Source organism: Sulfitobacter guttiformis (assembly GCF_003610455.1).
GTDB lineage: Bacteria > Pseudomonadota > Alphaproteobacteria > Rhodobacterales > Rhodobacteraceae > Sulfitobacter > Sulfitobacter guttiformis.
This window is the reverse complement of sequence record NZ_RAQK01000001.1, coordinates 1,934,860-1,955,931: the sequence shown is the minus strand read 5'-3', so window position 1 is coordinate 1,955,931 and position 21,072 is coordinate 1,934,860. Positions and strand designations below refer to the sequence as shown.

The window sequence follows — 21,072 nt, the reverse complement described above, 5'->3', positions numbered from 1 at the left end:
TCTTTCGTTCGCAGGCTATAGTCGCGGATCACGCTCGCCGATCCATACCTTGAGACGATCCTTAAAGGCGGGCACCGCCATAGGGTGCGTGACAAAGCGGCTTTCCTCCATCATGCGCCACTCCTGCCCCTCGTTCCCGAACACTACATCACCTATCGCGGACTCCGGCATCTGAGCCACAAAGAACCACTTTGCCTGTGTGCCTTCCGGAAACGCACGCCCCCAAACAATCGCCCCTTCAGGCACCAACAGGCCCAGTTCCTCGCGGCACTCCCGCAAGGCACAGTGGATTGGGCCCTCATCACCCTCACGGCCACCGCCGGGCAGATCCCAGTGGTTCGCGAATATCAGGCCTGGCTTTGCGTCCCGCAGGATCACTGCCAGACGCTCTCCCAGATACAGCGCCAGCTTCGCACCTGCAAAGGGCGCGCCGTCATAGGGTGAAATGTCGATTTGCATGGCTCTCCCCGCTGTCAAAGCCTATAATTAGTCATCCAGCAACAGATCACAATGCCCGCCATGCCCGCCCTCTGCCGCGATTGCCTGACCCAATTCGACAATGCGCGCCGCTGTCCGGCATGCGCAAGCCCGCGCGTGACGCGGCACCCTGAATTGTGGGAACTGAGCATCGCGCATATGGATTGCGATGCATTTTATGCTTCCGTGGAAAAACGCGATGATCCATCCCTTGAGGGAAAGCCCGTCATCATCGGTGGCGGCCATCGCGGTGTTGTCTCGACCGCCTGCTATGTCGCGCGGATCCGTGGGGTCCGGTCTGCGATGCCTATGTTCCAGGCACTCAAGCTGTGCCCCGAGGCGGTGGTAATTCGCCCCCGCATGGAGGAGTACGTGAAAGCCTCCCGCGCCATTCGTGCCATGATGGAGGAGCTGACCCCCGCCATTGAGCCACTATCCCTCGACGAGGCCTTTCTGGATATGGGCGGCACCGCCCGCCTCCACGGTGCGCCGCCTGCTGTGATGCTTGCGAGACTCGTCCGGCGGATGAAACTGGAACTCGGTCTGACAGGCTCCATCGGACTCAGCCACAACAAGTTTTTGGCCAAAGTCGCCTCGGATCTGGACAAGCCCCACGGGTTTTCGGTCATCGGCAAGGGTGAGACGATGGATTTTCTGCGGGAAAAGCCGGTACGCATGATTTGGGGTGTCGGGGCCGCCGCGCAGGTATCGCTCGACAAAGCGGGAATTCGTACGTTCTCCGATCTGCTACGCTGGGAGCAGACCGATTTGGTTGCCCGTTTCGGTGGAATGGGGGAGCGCCTCTATCACCTCGCACGCGGCGAAGACTTCCGCCGCGTTTCCGCACATACTCCGATGAAGTCGATCACCAACGAGACGACATTCAACGAGGACACCGCCGATCCAGATTTGCTGGATGGTCACATCTGGCGCATGGCGGAAAAAGTTGCAGACCGTGCCAAGGCTAAAAATCTAGCTGGCCGCGTTGTCACGCTCAAACTCAAACGCGCCGATCACACTCTCCTGTCGCGCCGCATTTCACTAAGCGATCCCACACAACTTGCTGATCGGATTTATCGCACCGCCCGCGCTCTGTTTGATCAGGTTGGGGACAAGGGGCCTTACCGCCTGCTGGGGTGTGGCATATCCGATTTGTGTGATGCATCGAGTGCGGATAAACTTGGCGACTTGCTTGATCCTGGCGCTGTGCGCCGCTCTGGCGCGGAGCGTGCAACAGATGCCATACGCGAGCGCTTCGGCGGTAAAGCGATCGTAAAGGGGCGAACCCTACGCTGAAGAGGCCCGTTTACTCCGCAGCAAGCTTTACGCGGCCGTGACCGATTTTAGCGACCTCTTGTATGACCTTACGCAGCGCCACTTGGACCGCCTCGAAATCTCCGTTGGGGCGAATCAGCTTTTCGTTCATATAGAGGGATCTGTCGATTTCGACCTGCACTGCATGCTGGCCCGTTGCAGGCTTGCCGTATGCCTGAGTGATATAGGCACCGGCAAAAGGCGCATTTCGCGTAACAATAAAACCTGCACTGGAAAATGCTGACTCGATCCGGTCCACTACGTCCCCGCTGGCCGCCGCTCCGAACCGGTCACCCAGCACGATATCAGGGCGCCGCATACCTGCCCGAATCACGCCATCCATTGCTTCGTGTGGCATAGAATGGCAATCAATCAGCACTGTTTGCCCATGACGGTCATGCGAAGCGTCCAGCAAAGTCTGAAGTTTGTCATGGTATGGCACCCAATATTCGGCAATCCGCTCCTCCGCTTCATGCAAGCTCATTTTCCCCCGATAGATGGCACGCCCGTTTGCGACAACGCGGGGTATCACCCCCAAACCCGATGCAACCCGAGGGTTGTGCCCGATCCGCCGCACCCCCTCAATCAGCGCGGGATCAAGCTCGTCTCTGGCGCGGTTAAGATCGACAAATGCACGCGGGGCCCCTGCTTTTATGAAAGCAGCACCGTATTCCGGCGCGCATTCAAACAGTTGATCGACAAAAGCATCCTCTGACGAGCGAATCGCATGTTCGTTCAAAACGGTTTTGCGCATGAACGACCATGGATAGTCCCGCCCGGAATGGGGAGAGGCGAACACGACGCAAGAAGTCTGCGTTTCGGGCATAACAACATCAAAGGCGGCAGCGGGCATATTTGTATCCTTACTGAAAAAGACATAGCGCAGAACATATCAAAGCCAAAACCCCTTGATCACTGTGGCGACTCCTTTTATAGCACGCGAACGGCGCGTACTTTTTGCGCCCCATTTTCGTTTGGGGCCGAGGGGAAAGCGTTCATATAAGTGGATGATTAGCTCAGCGGTAGAGCACTTCGTTGACATCGAAGGGGTCACTGGTTCGATCCCAGTATCGTCCACCATGTATTCTCTGGTGTGTTCACCTCGTGAGCGCACTGCCCGTAACCCGGCGCTGGCCCGCGCCACAACTTGGAAGGATCGGACCGATGAAAGTTCGCAATTCACTCCGCTCGCTCAAGAACCGGCACCGCGACTGCCGTGTTGTGCGTCGCAAAGGCCGCGTTTACGTGATCAACAAAACCCAAAAGCGTTTCAAAGCTCGTCAGGGCTGAAGCCATCAAGGTTTGCTACTGAAAACAGGCTGCCCCCTCGTGGGGTGGCCTTTTTCTGTTTGCACAGAATATGTGCGCTTATCTTCCGGATTTCGCGCTGGTCCTTGTGCATCCACTGCGTCACCTTACCTCCAAATAGAATGAAACTTTCCGAAAGGAGCCTCACATGGCCGACGACCTCACCTACACCCCTCCCAAAGTCTGGACTTGGGACGCAGAAAGCGGCGGGAAATTCGCTTCGATCAACCGCCCTGTCGCTGGGCCTACACATGACAAAGAGCTCGAAGTCGGCAAACACCCTATCCAGCTTTACTCGCTGGCCACACCCAATGGCGTAAAGATAACGATTCTCCTCGAAGAGTTGCTGGCAGCAGGTCACACGGGCGCGGAATACGACGCATGGCTCGTCAACATCGGCGATGGCGTCCAGTTTGGCTCGGGCTTTGTTGACGTGAACCCCAACTCAAAAATCCCCGCCCTTATGGATCATTCTGGCGAGACCCCACAACGCGTGTTCGAAAGCGGCGCGATCCTGCTCTACCTCGCCGAAAAGTTCGGTGCCTTTATTCCTAGCGATCCTGCGAAGAAAACCGAGATGATGAGCTGGCTTTTCTGGCAAATGGGCTCAGCACCCTACCTTGGCGGCGGATTTGGACATTTCTACGCCTATGCCCCGGAGAAATTCCAATACCCCATCGATCGCTTCTCTATGGAAGCGAAGCGCCAGCTTGACGTTTTGGACCGCCATTTGGCCGACAACGAATGGTTTGCGGGCGAATATTCAATAGCCGACATTGCGATCTGGTCATGGTATGGCCAGCTGGTCCTCGGGCGCCTTTATGACGCCGCAGAATTCCTTGACGTCGCCAGCTACAAAAACGTCATGCGCTGGGCCAAGGCAGTCGATGCCCGTCCCGCAGTCACACGTGGCCGTATGGTGAACCGTGCATTTGGCGATGATCTGTCCATGCAGCTGCATGAACGTCACGATGCCGCCGATTTTGACACAAAAACTCAAGACAAGATCGCAAAATAGACGACAGCGCGCGCCGATAGCTCGGCGCGCGCCAACATCCTTATCATATCCTATAGGGTCTAATTTCATTCGGTCGCGAATACAGGCCTATCTGTTGCGACCAACTTGCCGGCAAATCAGTATGACAGGCAGTAGTCCCATCGCTACGATCACAAGACTAGGCACGGCAGCACCCTCCAGCCGCTCGTCACTTGCAAGCCGGAAAGCCTGTACAGCCAACGTGTCAAAGTTGAAGGGCCGCATGATCAGCGTGGCAGGCAATTCCTTCATCACATCCACAAACACGATGAGCAGTGCCGTCAGTAAACTGGGTGCGAGAATCGGCAGATGTACCCGCCGCAGCGTGCCCACGGGCCCTTGACCCAAAGATCTCGAAGCTGAATCCATGTTCACGTGCACCATCGCCTGACCGCCCTCATACGCTCCGAGGGCCGCCGCCAGAAACCGCACCATATAGGCGATAACCAACAACCAGATAGAGCCGGTAACAAGCAATCCTGTCGAGACGTCGAAAGTGGCCCGCATCCAGGCATCCAGTGCATTATCAAACGCGGCGAACGGCACCAACAACCCCACTGCAATCACCCCGCCCGGCACCGCATAGCCAAGCCGCGCAACATAGGCCGCGCCCTGCGCCATCCGGTCTCCGCGTATACGTTGTAAAAACCCCACGCTGATCGCGGCACAGACGGTCACGACAGCCGCCACAGATGCAAGAGTGGCCGAGTTCTGAATGAACCCGAGATATCGCGTGCTGAGCAGGTTCTGCTCCGATCCCAACCCCATCGAGAACAATACGATAATCGGGAGTATCGCCCCTAGCATGACGGGTACGGCGCACAGCACTGTTGCCACCCATGCCCGCCAGCCCTTAAGGACCAGCGGTGGAGCAGGTTTAGCCTGTCGTGCCGGATCATGATACTTTGCGTCTCCCCGCTGAAGTCGCTCCAACATCGCCAGCAACAGCGCAAAGCTGAGCAGACACAGCGCCAGTTGCGCAGCCCCCACACGGTCGAACATCGAGAACCAGCTGGTATAGATGCCAGTCGCAAAAGTCTGCACACCGAAATAAGCGACTGTGCCAAAATCCGCTATGGTCTCCATCACCGTGAGCAACACGCCCCCCGCGATCGCAGGGCGTGCCAGTGGCAGGCTCACCTTAAAAAACGCGGCCCATGGCGAAGAACCCAACGCCCGCGCGGCCAGAAAGGTCGTCCCGCTTTGCTGTAGGAATGCTGCGCGAGCCAGCAAGTACACATAGGGATAAAGCACCAGCACAAGCATTGCGGCCGCCCCACCAAGAGACCGTATCTCTGGGAACCAGTAATCCCGCGGCCCCCAGCCCGTCAAATCCCGCAACACAGTTTGCACAATTCCAGGATGGTCAAGCACATGGGTATAGGCATAAGCCAACACATAGGCAGGAAAAGCCAGCGGCAGCACCAAAGCTATCTCAAAGAAGCGCGCCCCGGGAAACCGTGTCATCGTCACCAGCCAAGCAGCGCCAACGCCGATCACAAATGTGCCAAATGCCACCATCAAGACGAGCGCCAGCGTGGTACGGGCGTAGCCGCCGAGGACCGTTTGCGCCAGATGCTGAACTGTATCGGTGCCGCCTGACAAGGCCGCCAAAAGCACAGCGATCATCGGCAGCGCACAAAGGCCCGCGACAAGCAAAGCCAGCCCTGACAGTACGCGCGCACCATCGCGCTTGGATTTATAGGAAGGGGTCGATATCTGGCTCATGCCTCTATGTCGACTATTTTTGTCAGAAAGAAAAGTGCGTCCAGCCTGCGCCCTCAATCATAGGTGCGCTGGTCTTCGATCACCAAACCATCCTTAGGTAAACTCCCTGGTGCCACAACTTCAATGCGCCCTTTAAGCTTCAAAAGCTCCGCGACTGAACGGCCGTATGCTTCTGCATCATGGGTCTCGCTCTCGATTCGTACGGTCATCACATCCTGCTCACCCTCGCGGGTGGCAACAACGCGCGCGCGGCTGATCTCGGAGTGGTGTGAAACCAGCTGTGCCACCTGCTCGGGGCGAACGAACATACCCTTTATCTTGGTCGTCTGGTCGGCGCGCCCCATCCATCCCTTAATACGCATATTGGTTCGGCCGCAGGGCGAAGGACCTGCCATTACCGCACTCAGATCGCCCGTGGCAAAACGGATCAATGGATAATCGGGGTTAAGCGTGGTTACCACAACTTCACCAACCTCTCCCTCAGGCACAGGATTGCCAGTGCCGGGGGTAACGATCTCGACGATGACGCCCTCGTCCACGATCATCCCTTCCATGCTGGGCGACTCATAAGCAATGTTTCCCAAATCGGCAGTAGCGTAGCATTGAAGGCAGGTAATACCGCGCGCTGAATACCACTCGCGCAAGCTCGGGAACAACGCACCGCCGCCCACCGCCGCACGCGTAATCTTGAGCGTCACACCCATCTCGTCTGCCTTTTCAAGAATGATCTTGAGGTAGTCAGGCGTACCCGCATAGGCGGTTGAGCCAACATCCCGCGCCGCAATGACCTGTAACTCGGTCTGGCCTGTGCCCGCAGGCAGCACCGTAGCACCGACAGCGCGCGCGCCGCTCTCGAAAATCATCCCCGCAGGGGTGAGGTGATAACCAAAGCAGTTGTGCACGATGTCGCCCGTACCAATGCCCATTCCATGCAAAAACCTCCCCATCCGCCACCAATCGGGATCAGTCGAGGATGGCTCGTAAATCGGGCCGGGCGACTGGAACACATGGCTGAACCCCTGCGCAGGCTTGGTGGTGAACCCGCCAAAAGGCGCGTCGGCCGCTTGCGCCTTTCCAAGCTCCGACTTGCGCAAAACCGGCAAGTCAGCCAATGCCGACATCGATGTGATCAAGGCCGCTTCAACATCGTCAAGCGATCCTGCATAGCCTGCAAGTCCCTGCGCACGCGCAATTTGCGCAGGCAACGCCAGCGCCAGATCAGCGGCACGGGCCTGTGCACTACGGGTTTCCAGATCGTCGAAATTGCTCATATCATTCACTTGTCTATCCATTTCGCCGCACTCAGACGGCCACTCCGAACAACCGGCCCACAGCAGCCGTCACCGCCATAGCCAAACCGCCCCAAACCACCACCCGTAAGGCCGCAGGGCCGATCAACGCGCCACCTGCAACAGCCCCCAGCGCGCCAAGTCCGCATAGCGCGACAAGCGTCACCATCACGACCACTGGGATCAAAACCGCCGCTGGCGCCAGCACCGCAGCGATCAGTGGGATTGCGGCAAAGGCGCTGAATGTCAGCGCCGAGGCAGCCGCCGCCAGCAAGGGCTGCGCTGCCTGCTCTTCCGTCAGGCCCAACTCGTCGCGCACATGTGCCGCCAAGGGATCCTTTTGCATTAGCTCCCGCGCAACCTGTCGCGCAGTCTGCTCTGACAGACCCCGTGTCATGTAAATCTCGGCAAGTTCGACCTCTTCGCCCGCAGGATCGTCAAGTATCGCCTGACGCTCGCGCTCGATATCCGCCTTTTCCAGATCAGCTTGCGAGGACACGCTAACGTATTCGCCCGCAGCCATCGACATCGCACCCGCCGCCAGCCCAGCAGCGCCGGCGATTAAAACAGCACGCGGATCAGGGTCCGCCGCAGCCACCCCCACAATTAGCGAGGCTACAGAAACAATCCCGTCATTGGCTCCCATGACAGCCGCACGGAGCCAGCCAACGCGGTCTACCAGATGAGGGTCATCGGCATGTGCTGAAGGCTCCATTACGAGAGCCAGCGTTTGCGGCGGCGATAACTGCGTACATCGCGGAAACTTTTGCGGCCTTCGTCAGACATGCCCAGATAAAACTCCTTCACATCCTGATTTTCGCGCAAATCCTTGGCAGGGCCGTCCATGACGACGCGCCCGCTTTCGAGAATGTATCCGTAATGCGCAAACCGCAGTGCCACGTTTGTGTTCTGTTCCGCCAAAAGGAAGGTGACGCCTTCCTTCTCGTTGATCTCCTTGACGATATTGAAGATCTGCTCTACCAGCTGCGGTGCCAGACCCATCGACGGCTCGTCGAGCAGGATAGTTTCGGGGCGGCTCATCAGGGCACGACCGACCGCACACATTTGCTGTTCACCGCCCGAGGTATAGCCCGCTTGGGATTTACGCCGCTCGCGCAGACGTGGGAAATAGTTGTAGACCATTTCCAGATCAGCAGCGACCGCCCCCTTACCGTCGCGCCGCGTGTAGGCGCCGGTCATCAGGTTTTCCTCGATGGTCAGATGCTCGAAGCAGTGGCGGCCCTCCATCACTTGCACGACACCTTTTTTCACCGTCTCGGCGGGGTCTTGTGCTGCAATTGACTGGCCGCGATATTTGATCGTCCCCTTCGTCACCTCGCCCCGCTCGGAGGCGAGAAGGCCGGAAATCGCCTTGAGCGTGGTCGTTTTGCCCGCGCCATTGCCACCTAGCAGTGCGGTAATCCCGCCCTTGGGCACGTTCAGGCTCACCCCCTTGAGAACAAGGATCACGCTATTATAGATCACCTCGATGTTGTTCACCTCAAGCAGGTTCTCTACCTGCACTTGCGCCGGTTGTGCGTCCAACATGTCCCTTGGTCCCTTCATGAATTCTTATGTGTCTCTGGCCGCCGCACAGGCAGCGGCCAGAGCAGGCCGGAGTTACTTACACTCGGGCGTGATGTTGTTTTCCGCGGCATAGGCAGCGGAATCTTCGGCAATCAGACCGTCGATCAGTTCCTTGTCTGTCTCGGCAAAATCCGAGATCAGCGTCCATGTCTTGGCTGTTGCATCCCACTGGGTCACGCCAACCATGCCGTCACCACCGTGGTTGTCGCATGATACTTTGAACGAAGGACCGAAGTTAGGCAGACCAAGTGCGGCCATCTTTTCTTCGGTTATCTCGAGCGCCGCCATACCATCACGCATCTGGGACGCATTGATCTGTGCTACGCCGTGGATTTCCTGAGCTGTCTTTGCAGCTTCGGCCGCCAGCATCGCAGCATAGAGACCGCGGTTATAGAGCACGGTGCCGATCTGGTCGCCTGCACCCGCCGCTTTACCTGCATCGACAACATGTGTCTGGATGTCGGCAAATACGGGGAAGTCTTTACCAACACCGTGGAAGGTAAGCGCTTTGTATCCATTTGCGCCTGCGCCTGCTGCTAGAACGTCATTCTCGGAACCCGACCACCAGACACCGATGAAATTTTCCATCGGGAACCGGATGTTGACCGCTTCCTGAATCGCTACTTGGTTCATCACGCCCCAACCGTACATGATCACATAGTCAGGCTTGTCACGGCGAATTTGCAGCCATTGGGACTTTTGTTCCTGACCGGGGTGATCGACCGGCACTTCAGTAAACTCGAAACCGTGTTTGGCAGCAAGGTCGGTCAGCGTGCGAATGGGCTCCTTGCCATAGGCGGAGTTGTGATACACGAGGCTGATTTTCTTACCGTTAAGATCGCCACCGTTCTCGGCCAGCAAATAGTTGATCGCACCAGACGCACCATCCCAGTAGTTGGCCGGATAGTTGAATGTATGAGTGAACACTTCGCCGTTCTTCGCAGACGTACGGCCATAGCCCATCGTGTGCATCGGAATATCATCAACTGTCGTTTTCGGGATCAACTGATAGGTGATGCCGGTCGAAAGGGGCTGATACACCAGACCGCCGCCGCCTTTCAGCGATTCGTAGCATTCGACACCCTTCTCGGTATTATAGGCTGTCTCGCACTCGGGAACCGAGGTCATTACGCCGCCAATACCGCCATCACGGGCGTTCAGCATGGTGAAGTAATCCGCATACCCGTCCGCAAACGGGATACCGCCCGCCGCATAAGGGCCGGTCCGGTATGACATCGACGGGAATACAAGATCCGCAAGAACGGGACTTGCCGCCATCAGGCCTGCTACAGCCATTGAAGTCAGTTTCATTTTCATTTTCATTTCCTCCCAAGGATTGTTGTTGGTGTCGTTGGGCGGGGAGAACCCGCCTTCTTGTCGTAGCTCCCCGTCAATGCGGGAAAGGCCACAATCTCAATTTCTCTTTTGCCACGCGCCACAGTTGGGCAATGCCATGCGGCTCGGCGATCAGGAACACAATGATCAGGAGCCCTACGATGACAAGCTGCAAATGCGCGACGATATCCGTAGGCCAACCTAACCAGTCGACACCGACAACCTTCAATACCACCGGCAAAAGCACCAGAAACGCGGCACCTGCGAAAGACCCGAAAATACTGCCCAGACCTCCGATGATAACCATGAACAAAACCAGAAACGATTTTTGGATGCCAAAAGCTTCGCCTACTTCCACAGCGCCAAGATAGACGGAGAAAAACAGCGCGCCGGAGATGCCGATAAAGAAGGAGGAAACCATAAACGCCGTCAACTTGGCGCGCAGCGGATTCACTCCGATGATTTCGGCAGCGATATCCATATCGCGAATTGCCATCCACTTGCGCCCTGATGCGCCCCGCGTCAGATTGCGCGCAATTAGCGCACAAATGATCGTGAAAAAGAGGCAGAATAAATAAGCCGCCCAAGGGGTAGTCGAAGGTCCGGTAATCAAAATGCCGAACAAATCCCGCTCCGGTGCGCTGATCTGGCCAGAGGCCGAATAATTGTAAAACCACGAAACACGGTTAAACAACCAAACAAGGAAGAACTGCGCGGCCAGCGTCGCCACGGCGAGGTAGAAGCCTTTGATCCGCAGGCTGGGCAGGCCGAATAGCACGCCGACAAGTGCAGTCATCACACCGCCCATAATGACGCTGAAAAAGATATTGAACTCTGGCAACCGAAACAGCAATTCACCGCCCCACCAGATGTCCACACCGGTCATGAACTTATAGCAGCTATATGCCCCAACGGCCATGAAACCACCGGTTCCAAGTGATACCTGTCCGCAGTATCCAACAAGAATGTTCAACCCCAGCGCCGCAATCGCATAGATTAAAAACGGTAGCAGCAGCGAGTTTACCCAATAGTCGTTGAGCAAAAATGGCACGACAAAAATGGCGATGAACAGAACCACATAGTAGCGGTAGCGGTCGAACTTGATCGGGAACGTCTGCTGGTCCTGCGGATAGGTCGTACTGAAATCGCCTGCTTCACGATAGAACATTTAGGTCTCTCCTTTGGTGCGCAGTGAATGCGCACCCTACGGCGCATCTGTGGGGTGCGCATTCACTGCGCACCGCTCTCTCAAACTCATACACGCTCAATGATCTTCTCCCCGAACAAGCCTTGCGGACGGAACACCAGGAACAACAGCGCCAGCATGTAGGCAAACCAGTTCTCCGTCGCCCCACCAAGGAACGGCGCACCGATCAGGAATTCGAACAACTTCTCACCCACACCGATGATCAAGCCACCCACGATGGCCCCCGGGATCGACGTAAATCCACCTAACATTAACACTGGAAGCGCCTTCAAAGCGATCAGCGAGAGCGAGAACTGAACACCAGACTTCGCGCCCCACATGATCCCCGCGACAAGGGCCACAAATCCTGCCAGCGACCAGACCAAAATCCAGATAAAGTTCAAAGACACCCCAACTGACAATGCCGCCTGATGGTCATCCGCAACCGCCCGCATCGCGCGCCCCTGCTTGGTGTACTGCGCAAACATGACCAGACCCACCACAAGGATGGCCGCAATAATGCTCGCTACGATATCGAGGTTGTCGATGAAAAAGCCATAGCCCAGCGCCTCGTAGGTGGTCCCTTCCAGCCACATGTTCATACCCTGCGGCAAACACGCGCCAGGCGCTGCACAGACGTCCAGCGCTTTGAGCTCGGACCCCCACATCAAATCCGCCACCCCTTCGAGGAAATATGCCAAGCCGATGGTCGCCATGAACAGAATGATCGGCTCTTGGCCCACCAGATGCCGGAATACAAACCTCTGCACCGCCCAGGCAAGTACAACCATGACAGCTACGGTCAGCAAAATTGCGACAAACGAATGCACTGTCCATCCGAATTTGTGCACGTCCAGCCCGAACATTGCGTTGATGAGATGCGCAAATGGCACCTGCCCGTTCTGGATTCCGACCAATGTCATCGCCGCAAACAGCGCCATAACACCTTGTGCATAGTTGAAAATCCCCGACGCTTTGTAGATCAACACAAATCCGAGGGCGACCAGCGCATACAAAACACCCGCCATCAGCCCGTTGGCAAAAACCTCGATCGTAAATGCAAGCTGCTCGTTCATGTCGCGTCCTCCTCGTCATGGGCTACACCCAGATAGGCGTCGATCACTGCCTGATTGTTGCGCACTTCATGCGGAGTGCCATCACCAATCTTCTTGCCGTAATCCATCACCACCACACGGTCGCTCAGGTCCATCACAACACCCATGTCATGCTCGATCAGCGCAATCGTGGTGCCGAATTCATCATTCACGTCCAAAATAAAGCGGCTCATATCCTCTTTTTCCTCGACATTCATTCCAGCCATCGGCTCGTCAAGCAGCAGGATTGAAGGCTCGGCGGCAAGTGCCCGCGCCAGCTCGACCCGCTTTTTCAACCCATAAGGCAGCCGCGCCACAGGCGTCTTTCGGATCGCCTGAATTTCAAGGAAGTCGATAATCCGTTCGGCCACTTCACGGTTTGCAACCTCTTCACGCTCTGCAGCCCCCCGCCAGATCATCTGGGACAGCATTCCCGTCTTCATATGGGTCAAACGCCCCGTCATGACGTTGTCGAGCACAGACATCCCTTCGAACAATGCAATGTTCTGAAATGTCCGCGCGATCCCCTGCTGGGCAACCTCATAGGGCTTCATGGGGGGGCGACGCGCGCCCTTGTACCAGACCTCCCCCTCCTGAGGGACGTAAAAGCCCGATATCACATTGAGCATCGAGGACTTCCCTGCACCATTAGGCCCAATAATTGCCCGGATCTCTCCCTCGCGGATATCGAAGGAGATATCCTTGATCGCTTCCACCCCGCCAAACCGCAAGGTGATGTTCTTCATTTCCATAACCACGGGACCAATCGTGCGCCCGTCCGTCGTGACGTAGCTCTCGGCGTTATCTTTCACGCGAATGCCCCCATCTTCAATTTTCCAAATAAACTCATGCTCTCACGGGATGGCGGGCGGGGCGTCGCGGTACGCGGGCGTCGCACAGACATCATTCCGCCGCCATCTTGCGGTTATCCGCAAATATTTTTGCCGACCGCACTTCCAGCGTTGCTTTGATGCTGCCCTTGCGCCCGTCTTCATAGGTGACTTCCGTCTCGGTGCTCACCTGCGTAGACCCGTCATAAAGCGCTGCAATGATATCTGCATATTTCTCTTCGATGATCCGGCGGCGTACCTTGCGTGTCCGCGTCAGCTCTCCGTCATCCGCGTCCAGCTCTTTGTGCAGCACAACAAAACGGTGCAGCTGACAGCCTGACAGCATCTCGTCTTCGGCCACAGATGCGTTGACAGCTTCCACATGCTCCTGAATTTGCTGCATCACTTGTGGGTGACGCGCCAGTTCCTGATAGGAGGCATATCCGATGTTATTGCGCTCCGCCCAATTGCCTACCGCCGTCAGGTCGATGTTAATAAAGGCAGTGCACTCTTCCTTGCCGTTGCCAAAAACAACTGCCTCCAGAATGTTAGGGAAAAACTTGAGCTTATTCTCGACATACTTGGGCGCAAACAAGGTGCCGCTGGCCATTTTGCCCACGTCTTTTGCACGGTCGATAATCCGTAAATGCCCTGTGTCAGGCTCGATAAATCCGGCATCTCCCGTGGCGACCCAGCCCTCGGAATCCTTGGTATCTGCCGTGCTCTGCGCGTTCTTGTAATACTCTACGAACACCCCTGGCGAGCGATAGAACACCTCTCCATTATCGGCAATTTTCAGCTCCACACCGGGGCAGGTCACACCCACCGTGTCACTGCGCACCTGACCATCGGGCTGCGCAGTGATAAACACAGTCGCTTCCGTCTGGCCGTACAGCTGCTTGAGGTTAATCCCCAAGCTTCGGTAAAAATCGAAAATCTCCGGCCCGATTGCCTCACCTGCGGTATATCCCACACGCACACGGCTGAACCCCAAGGTATTTTTGAGCGGACCATAAATGAAGGCCTCGCCCATGCGGTAATTTAGCCGGTCAATCAGGCCGACTTCTTTACCATCAAGAATATCTGCCCCGACTTTGCGCGCTACACCCATGTAGTAATCAAAAAGCTTTTTCTTGAACCGGCTCGCATCCTCCATGCGGATCATCACATTGGTAAGCTGCGTCTCGAAAACCCGCGGTGGCGCGAAATAGTAAGTTGGCCCGATTTCGCGCAGATCCACATGCATGGTTTCCGCACTTTCCGGACAATTCGTACAAAACCCTGTCCACAGCGCCTGCCCTACCGAAAAAATAAAGTCACCGACCCATGCCATCGGCAGATAGGCCAGAATGTCGTCGGATTGGCGAAGCTTATCAAATTCGGATGACGATTTGGCCGTCTCAATGATGTTACGATTGCTCAGCACCACGCCCTTGGGTTTTCCGGTCGTGCCAGATGTATAAAGCATTACGCCGGTACTGTCATAGTCCAGCTTGGCCTGCCGTGCGTCCAGCTCTGCCTTGTGCTTTTCGCGGTTAGCACGGCCCATATCTTGTACTGCCGCATATTGGTCCAGCACATCATGGTCGTACTTACGCAAACCACGCGGATCGAGATATATGATACGCTCGAATTCAGGCAATTGGTCGCGCACTTCAAAAATCTTGTCGACCTGCTCCTGATCACCAACGATCGCAAACCGCGCACCGCAATGACTCATCACATAAGCCATCTCTTCTGCGTTGGCGTCCTGATACAAAGGCACGGGAACTGCACCGCATTTCTCGGCTGCCATCATTGCCCAATAGAGATAGGGCCGGTTCCGACCGATGATGGCAACGAAATCACCTTCATTCAGTCCAAGCTCCAGAAACCCCAGCGCCAGTGCCTCGACCTCATCACGGGTCTCGCTCCAGGTCCAGCTCTGCCAGATACCATATTCTTTCTCGCGGTAGGCAGGCGCATCCGCAAACATCTTTGCATTGCGGTCCAGCAATGCAGGAACGGACGCGGGTTGCCCCGCGGGGCATTCAATCAAAGCCAAAATGTATCCTCCCAGATCCTATCATTGCGACAGGCAGACCGCGTTTGCGCGATTCAGTATTAAAGTAGCATGGCATTCGTACCGTCGACTTCAACTTATTCGTGATGTTTTCTCAAACCTTACCAATTGTTACCAGCATCGCAAAATATCACTTCACCGCCCTCTAAATTACATGTGAACCGGCGCCGCCGCGAACTCCCCCTTTGACACCCCGCCGCGCGGATGCAAACTGCGCCATGGCTCTGACAACCGATCAAACAAAATCCATGACCATGGCCGGCCTGAACCTCATCGCGCAGGCACTGACCATCTATGACCGCGATCTGCGTCTAGTAGTGTGCAATGCACCATTCCAGACCATGTTCAACCTCCCCGATGCCCTCGTTACACCAGGGGCCACCTTCCATGACACAATTACCCATCTCGCCCAGAGCGGCGAATACGGCGAAGTCGCAGACGTGTCCGGCTTCGTGACCGAACGCATCAGTCAGGCAAAAGCGTTTGAGCCACATTACATGGAGCGCACCCGCGCCAATGGCCGCACTATCAGCGTCGAGGGCTCGCCGCTGCCGGATGGTGGGTGGGTCACCGTCTACACCGATATTTCCGCAACAAAAGCACAAGAAGCACTTTTGCGCGCCCGCTCGGACGCACTCAGCGATCAGGTCCTCGCCCATACGGAGGCGCTGAGCCAGACCAACCGTGAGCGCGCTGCGATGATTACCACGCTGGAGGAGACAAAGCGCCAATTGACCGCCGCCGAGGCCCGCGCGCGTCTGACGACCGAAATGATGCCCGCCCACATCGCCCATGTCGATGCCACAGGTCACTACACCTACTCCAATCAGCGCCTGAGCGCGATCATCCCCGATCGCCCTTCCGATATTCTGGGGCTGCCAATCCGTGAGGTGCTTGGTGCATTCAACTATGAGAAACTCACCCATGCGCTCAACACTGCGTTTGGCGGCGCGCCAGCCGTGCAAGAATTTACCGACGAAACCAACTCGCGTCGCATCCGCACCGCCCTGACGCCGGACCGCACAGGCGGTGTCTACATCTTGTCGATGGACGTCACGGCAGAGACCCAAACCCGTGCGACCTTGCAACAGACACGCCGCCGCGCGCTTGCCGCGCAAATTACCTCCGGCCTTGCGCATGATTTTTCGAATCTGCTGACTATTATTCTTGGCCTGCAATCTCGCCTTGGTCGCCTGCCCGCCCTACCGCAGGAAGCTGGCCCACTGATCGAAGGCACACTGAATGCTGCCCGCAGAGGGGGGGCATTATTGACCTCCATTTCTCGGATATCCAACCCGCGCAGCCTGCGCCTGACCGTGACTGACGTACAGGTACTCATGAATGATCTGGTCACCCTGACAGAACCAACATTGCCAGAGGGCATGCGACTCACTGTCAAAACTCCGCCCATCGGCAGCGTATTACTCGACCGCGGCATGTTGCAGGACAGTCTGCTCAACCTGATCCTCAACGCCCGCGATGCCATGGGCGCATCGGGTGAAATCACACTCACACTGCGCCATGTGCACGGTACCTGGCTCGAGTTCGAGGTGAGCGATACCGGTGCAGGCTTTTCACCAAATGCACTGGTCCATGCCCTCGACCCGTTCTTTACGACCAAAGGCGCCGAAGGATCGGGCCTTGGGCTGCCTATGGTCTATGACATGACCAAACTTGCAGGGGGCGATCTGCGCCTTGCCAATACGGAGACAGGCGCGCGCGTAACCCTGCGCCTACCCTACCGCGCCGCGGTGCCCGCAGAGACCGGCCTTGCTCTGTTGGTCGAGGACCGCGATGATCTGCGCGCTCTCATGCGCGACATGCTGATGGATTTGGGGCATTCGGTGATTGAGGCGGCATCGGTGGACGAAGCAAGCGCCCTACTGGCCGATCTGCCCGACATTGCCCTCATTCTAAGCGATATCCAGCTGGAGGGAGAGGCCAATGGCACCGATCTCGCCCGCCGCCTAGGACCCGCTGGCCCGCCGCTTATATTGATGACCTCTTTGCCCTCCGATGCTCCACTGTTTATGGAAGCGCAGCGACACGCTCCTGTGCTACGCAAACCCTTTAGCGCCGAAGACCTTGCCGCGCTCATTATTCCACAAAAGGCGAACCCATGACCAAGCCCCTCGTCAGTATTTTAGACGACGAACCAGAAATCCGCACATTGCTGTCGGATGTCCTTCAGGAAGCAGGGTTTGAAACCATGAGCTTTGGTCGCGCCTCTGCATTCGAGGCTGCCTTGGCAAAGCGCACCCCTGATGTATGTTTGGTCGATCTCTCATTGCCTGACACCGACGGTCTGACGCTGGTGCACCGCCTCGCCCTCGAACAAGGCGCGATTGTCATCATCATCTCGGGGCGTGCGCAGGTACAGGACCGCGTCACGGGCCTAGAGCTTGGGGCAGATGATTATATCTCCAAACCATTTGATCCCACCGAAGTCGTCGCGCGGATCCGTGCCCGCCTGCGCGGCGCGAAACCAAGTCCCCGCGCCAGCAACACCGCAAGCTTCAAAAACTGGATAGCCCATTTCGACCGCTACGTCCTTGAAGACGAAAGCGGCATCGAAACTCCTTTCAGCCATGCGGAGGGCGAAGTCTTGCGACTGTTTCTCGATGCACCAAAACGCCTTATCAGCCGCGCCCAGATGCAAGAGCACCTTGGCGGTGCGGCATCAGAGAGTTTTGACCGCGCCATGGATGTCCGCATTTCGCGACTGCGCACAAAACTGCGCGAAGATCCCAAAAACCCGCAACTGATCAAAACGATCTACGGCGCAGGCTATATCTTTTTGGGCGATGTCGTCTGGATCTAGGGGAAGATGTGGAGCGGAGAGGTGCCCACAGGCACCTCCTCTGTTTTTGCATTTAGCACCCTGCGGGAGGGCCAAAAACGCTAGCCGTAAGTGGTCGCCGTTATTGCGCAGCAACCACCGCGCCCACGGCCTCGACCTTCACAGCCGAGAACTTGAACTCCGGAATTTTTCCAAATGGATCAACTGCGGGGTTGGTCAGAATATTTGCCGCAGCCTCCACATAGGCAAAGGGCAGAAACACCATATCAGGCGATACAGCACGGTCCATCCGCGCCATAATTTCAATACTGCCACGCTTGGTCGTCAAACGCACCAAGTCCCCCGCTTCCACACCAAGCTTGCGCAGGGTGGATGGATGCAGCGAACAATTCGCTTCCGGCTCCAATCCGTCCAACACATTAGAGCGCCGCGTCATCGAGCCGGTGTGCCAATGCTCAAGCTGCCTTCCCGTGGTCAAAATCATTGGATATTCCGCATCGGGCGTATCATCAGGCGCGATGATACTTGCAGGGGTGAAGCGTGCACGGCCACCAACACGCGGGAAACCATCGGTAAAAACAATCGCCTGACCGGGATCTTCGGGACTAAGCGACGGATAGGTCACCGCGTTTTGTGCCTCAAGGCGATCCCATGTAATGTTGTTCAACGACTTCATGTTAAGCTTCATCTCGGCAAAAATATCCGCAGGGGATTCATAGCTCCAGTTCAGGCCCAGTTTCTTGGCCAGCTCCACCTCGATCCACCAGTCCTCACGCGCATCACCGGGCGGTGGCACGGCGACACGGCCCATCTGGACCTGACGATTGGTGTTGGTCACAGTTCCCGATTTTTCGGCAAACGCGCTCGCTGGCAGGATCACATCGGCGAAATTCGCGGTTTCGGTGATGAAAATGTCTTGCACTACCAGATGCTCGAGCTTGGCCAACGCATCGCGGGCGTGCTCTACATCAGGGTCCGACATCGCAGGGTTTTCACCAAGGATATACATGCCCCTGATATCACCGCTATGCACCGCGTCCAAAATCTCGGTGACTGTCAGTCCTTTTTCGGCGCTGAAATCACCACTCTCCCATACGTCCGTAAAGGCAGAGCGCACACCCTCATCGGTCACCGACTGATAGTCCGGCAAAAACATCGGGATCATTCCTGCATCAGATGCCCCTTGCACATTGTTCTGGCCACGCAGCGGATGCAGGCCCGCACCGGGGCGCCCGACCTGACCCGTCATCAGCGCAAGGCTTATCAAACAACGCGCATTATCTGTTCCGTGAATATGTTGGCTCACGCCCATGCCCCAGAAGATCATCGCAGACTGTGCCCCCGCAAATGTCCGCGCCACGTCGCGCAGCATCTCCGAGTCAATACCACAGATCGCAGCCATCTTCTCGGGCGTAAAATCTTTCAGGTGCGCCTTTTCGGCCTCCCAATTCTCGGTATAGGCTTGAATATACTGCTCATCATAGAGCTTTTCCTCAACGATGACATTCATGATCGCGTTTAGCATCGAGACGTCCGTACCGGGCCGGAATTGCAGCATATGCGAAGAATAGCGTTTGAGCGCCTGACCACGCGGGTCCATTACAATGAGCTTGCCGCCGCGCTTGGTGAATTGCTTGAAATAGGTCGCGGCGACGGGATGGTTCTCTGTCGGGTTGGCCCCGATCACAATTGCCACATCAGCGTTTTCGATCTCGTTGAAGGTCGCAGACACCGCGCCTGATCCTACGTTCTCCAACAGCGCCGAAACGGAGGAAGCATGGCACAACCGCGTGCAGTGATCGACGTTATTATGGCCAAAACCCTGCCGGATTATCTTCTGGAACAGATAGGCTTCCTCGTTTGTGCACTTGGCAGAGCCAAAGCCCGCGACACCCTTGCCGTCAATTTTACGCAGCCCGTTCGCCGCTGCGTCCAGCGCCTCGTCCCATGACGCCTCGCGGAAGAAATCGAGATAGTTGCCTGGGTCGACGTTCAAGCCCTTGGCGGGCGCATCAGCGCGACGGATCAGTGGCTTGGTGAGGCGGTGTTCGTGGTGAATGTAATCAAACCCGAACCGCCCCTTGACGCACAGCCGCCCCTCATTCGCGGGGCCGTTGATCCCCTCAACATATTTAACCCTATCGTTTTTTATCTTAAGCGAAATCTGGCACCCCACACCGCAAAACGGGCAAATGCTCTCGACCTCGCGGTCGAAATCGGCGCTGTCCCCGACCTGCTGTTCATCGACTACAGTAGCAGGCATAAGCGCGCCTGTCGGACAGGCCTGCACGCATTCGCCACACGCCACACACGACGACAGCCCCATCGGGTCCGCCATATCGAAAGTCGGGTAGCTGTCATGCCCGCGCCCTGACATGCCGATCACATCATTGACCTGAACCTCGCGGCAGGCCCGCACGCACAACCCGCAGGAAATACAGGCGTCAAGGTTGACACTCATTGCCACATGACTGTCATCAAGCAGGGGAATACGCCCCTCTGCCAGTTTGGGAAACCGCGATCCGTCGATGCCGTTCATCTCAGCCATGTCCCACATGTGACTGGATTTATCGTGGGCAATGTCGCGCTGCGGCTGATCTGCCATCAACAACTCAACAACCATTTTGCGCGCGCTCACCGCACGGGCGTTGTTTGTTACCACGACCATACCGTCAGCAGGTTCACGGATACATGAGGCGGCCAGTGTCCGCTCCCCCTCGATCTCGACCATGCAGGCGCGGCAATTGCCATCAGGGCGATAGCCCGGTGCAGGCTTATGGCACAAATGCGGGATTTTCAGGCCGCGACCATTAGCCACTTCCCAGATCGTCAGACCTGACTCAGCTACAACAGTTTCGCCGTCAAGGGTGAATGTGACCTTATCTGCCATGCCGAAATACTCCAAATCGCTCTGAAAACTTGTATCTGTGACATGCCCTTGCGGGAAGGCCGTTCCCGACACGACGCCACGCTTTTCCGCCATGCGCAGCACATGAGGTTTCCGATACGCCCCTTTCGTTGCCCCG

The 21,072-nt window shown here is 56.8% G+C and carries 17 protein-coding genes and 1 tRNA gene; 6 read left to right on the top strand and 12 right to left on the bottom strand.

Annotated features, from left to right (window positions below; translation table 11 throughout):
• Nucleotides 1-15 precede the first annotated feature (15 nt).
• Entirely contained in the window at nucleotides 16-459 is a 444-nt protein-coding gene (locus C8N30_RS09645; protein ID WP_025064301.1) for an NUDIX hydrolase, read from the bottom strand.
• 60 nt (nucleotides 460-519) lie between these two features.
• Here C8N30_RS09645 and C8N30_RS09640 point away from each other — a divergent pair, with 60 nt between their 5' ends.
• The gene (locus C8N30_RS09640; protein WP_025064300.1) at nucleotides 520-1,773 is read left to right on the top strand and encodes a DNA polymerase IV; all 1,254 of its coding nucleotides are present in this window, start codon (nucleotides 520-522) and stop codon (nucleotides 1,771-1,773) included.
• Nucleotides 1,774-1,783: 10 nt separating this feature from the next.
• On the opposite strand, the gene C8N30_RS09635 is transcribed toward C8N30_RS09640, so the two are convergent.
• The gene (locus C8N30_RS09635) at nucleotides 1,784-2,644 is read right to left on the bottom strand and encodes an N-formylglutamate amidohydrolase (RefSeq protein WP_025064299.1); all 861 of its coding nucleotides are present in this window, start codon (nucleotides 2,642-2,644) and stop codon (nucleotides 1,784-1,786) included.
• A gap of 152 nt (nucleotides 2,645-2,796) precedes the next feature.
• Between C8N30_RS09635 and C8N30_RS09630 the strand changes: the two genes are divergently transcribed.
• The 3 genes from C8N30_RS09630 to yghU all read left to right on the top strand — a co-directional run bounded on the left by C8N30_RS09630 (nucleotide 2,797) and on the right by yghU (nucleotide 4,117).
• Nucleotides 2,797-2,871 (top strand) — tRNA-Val (locus C8N30_RS09630).
• Between the two features lie 84 nt (nucleotides 2,872-2,955).
• Nucleotides 2,956-3,081 (top strand): type B 50S ribosomal protein L36, encoded by a 126-nt coding sequence (gene ykgO / locus C8N30_RS09625; RefSeq protein WP_025058716.1) that lies wholly within the window; start codon nucleotides 2,956-2,958, stop codon nucleotides 3,079-3,081.
• 166 nt (nucleotides 3,082-3,247) lie between these two features.
• Nucleotides 3,248-4,117, top strand: coding sequence for a glutathione-dependent disulfide-bond oxidoreductase (gene yghU, locus C8N30_RS09620; protein ID WP_025064298.1), 870 nt, complete (start codon nucleotides 3,248-3,250; stop codon nucleotides 4,115-4,117).
• 87 nt (nucleotides 4,118-4,204) lie between these two features.
• Here the strand turns inward: yghU and C8N30_RS09615 are convergent, their stop codons facing one another.
• The 9 genes from C8N30_RS09615 to C8N30_RS09575 all read right to left on the bottom strand — a co-directional run bounded on the left by C8N30_RS09615 (nucleotide 4,205) and on the right by C8N30_RS09575 (nucleotide 15,228).
• Nucleotides 4,205-5,863, bottom strand: coding sequence for an ABC transporter permease (locus tag C8N30_RS09615; protein WP_025064297.1), 1,659 nt, complete (start codon nucleotides 5,861-5,863; stop codon nucleotides 4,205-4,207).
• 53 nt (nucleotides 5,864-5,916) lie between these two features.
• Complete coding sequence (locus C8N30_RS09610; protein ID WP_025064296.1) at nucleotides 5,917-7,134, bottom strand: phenylacetate--CoA ligase family protein; 1,218 nt, start codon at nucleotides 7,132-7,134, stop codon at nucleotides 5,917-5,919.
• Between the two features lie 31 nt (nucleotides 7,135-7,165).
• Nucleotides 7,166-7,867 (bottom strand): VIT1/CCC1 transporter family protein, encoded by a 702-nt coding sequence (locus C8N30_RS09605; protein ID WP_037968056.1) that lies wholly within the window; start codon nucleotides 7,865-7,867, stop codon nucleotides 7,166-7,168.
• Nucleotides 7,867-8,700 (bottom strand): ABC transporter ATP-binding protein, encoded by an 834-nt coding sequence (locus tag C8N30_RS09600; RefSeq protein ID WP_025064294.1) that lies wholly within the window; start codon nucleotides 8,698-8,700, stop codon nucleotides 7,867-7,869. The genes C8N30_RS09605 and C8N30_RS09600 overlap by 1 nt, the downstream gene beginning before the upstream one ends.
• A gap of 72 nt (nucleotides 8,701-8,772) precedes the next feature.
• Complete coding sequence (locus C8N30_RS09595) at nucleotides 8,773-10,056, bottom strand: ABC transporter substrate-binding protein (protein WP_025064293.1); 1,284 nt, start codon at nucleotides 10,054-10,056, stop codon at nucleotides 8,773-8,775.
• 73 nt (nucleotides 10,057-10,129) lie between these two features.
• Nucleotides 10,130-11,242 carry a branched-chain amino acid ABC transporter permease gene (locus tag C8N30_RS09590; RefSeq protein ID WP_025064292.1) on the bottom strand — a complete coding sequence of 371 codons (1,113 nt, stop codon included), beginning with the start codon at nucleotides 11,240-11,242 and terminating at the stop codon, nucleotides 10,130-10,132.
• A gap of 86 nt (nucleotides 11,243-11,328) precedes the next feature.
• Nucleotides 11,329-12,336 carry a branched-chain amino acid ABC transporter permease gene (locus C8N30_RS09585; RefSeq protein ID WP_025064291.1) on the bottom strand — a complete coding sequence of 336 codons (1,008 nt, stop codon included), beginning with the start codon at nucleotides 12,334-12,336 and terminating at the stop codon, nucleotides 11,329-11,331.
• Nucleotides 12,333-13,106, bottom strand: a complete 774-nt coding sequence (locus C8N30_RS09580; protein WP_409373593.1) for an ABC transporter ATP-binding protein — start codon at nucleotides 13,104-13,106, stop codon at nucleotides 12,333-12,335. The genes C8N30_RS09585 and C8N30_RS09580 overlap by 4 nt, the downstream gene beginning before the upstream one ends.
• 151 nt (nucleotides 13,107-13,257) lie before the next feature.
• Entirely contained in the window at nucleotides 13,258-15,228 is a 1,971-nt protein-coding gene (locus C8N30_RS09575) for an AMP-binding protein (protein ID WP_025064289.1), read from the bottom strand.
• A 236-nt stretch (nucleotides 15,229-15,464) separates the two neighbouring features.
• Between C8N30_RS09575 and C8N30_RS09570 the strand changes: the two genes are divergently transcribed.
• On the top strand, nucleotides 15,465-17,369 hold the full coding sequence (locus C8N30_RS09570; protein WP_025064288.1) for a PAS-domain containing protein: 1,905 nt from the start codon (nucleotides 15,465-15,467) through the stop codon (nucleotides 17,367-17,369).
• Nucleotides 17,366-18,067: a response regulator transcription factor gene (locus tag C8N30_RS09565; protein ID WP_025064287.1), complete on the top strand. Its 702-nt coding sequence runs from the start codon at nucleotides 17,366-17,368 to the stop codon at nucleotides 18,065-18,067. The genes C8N30_RS09570 and C8N30_RS09565 overlap by 4 nt, the downstream gene beginning before the upstream one ends.
• 100 nt (nucleotides 18,068-18,167) lie before the next feature.
• Here the strand turns inward: C8N30_RS09565 and fdhF are convergent, their stop codons facing one another.
• The gene (gene fdhF, locus C8N30_RS09560) at nucleotides 18,168-20,936 is read right to left on the bottom strand and encodes a formate dehydrogenase subunit alpha (RefSeq protein ID WP_025064286.1); all 2,769 of its coding nucleotides are present in this window, start codon (nucleotides 20,934-20,936) and stop codon (nucleotides 18,168-18,170) included.
• Nucleotides 20,937-21,072 lie beyond the last annotated feature (136 nt).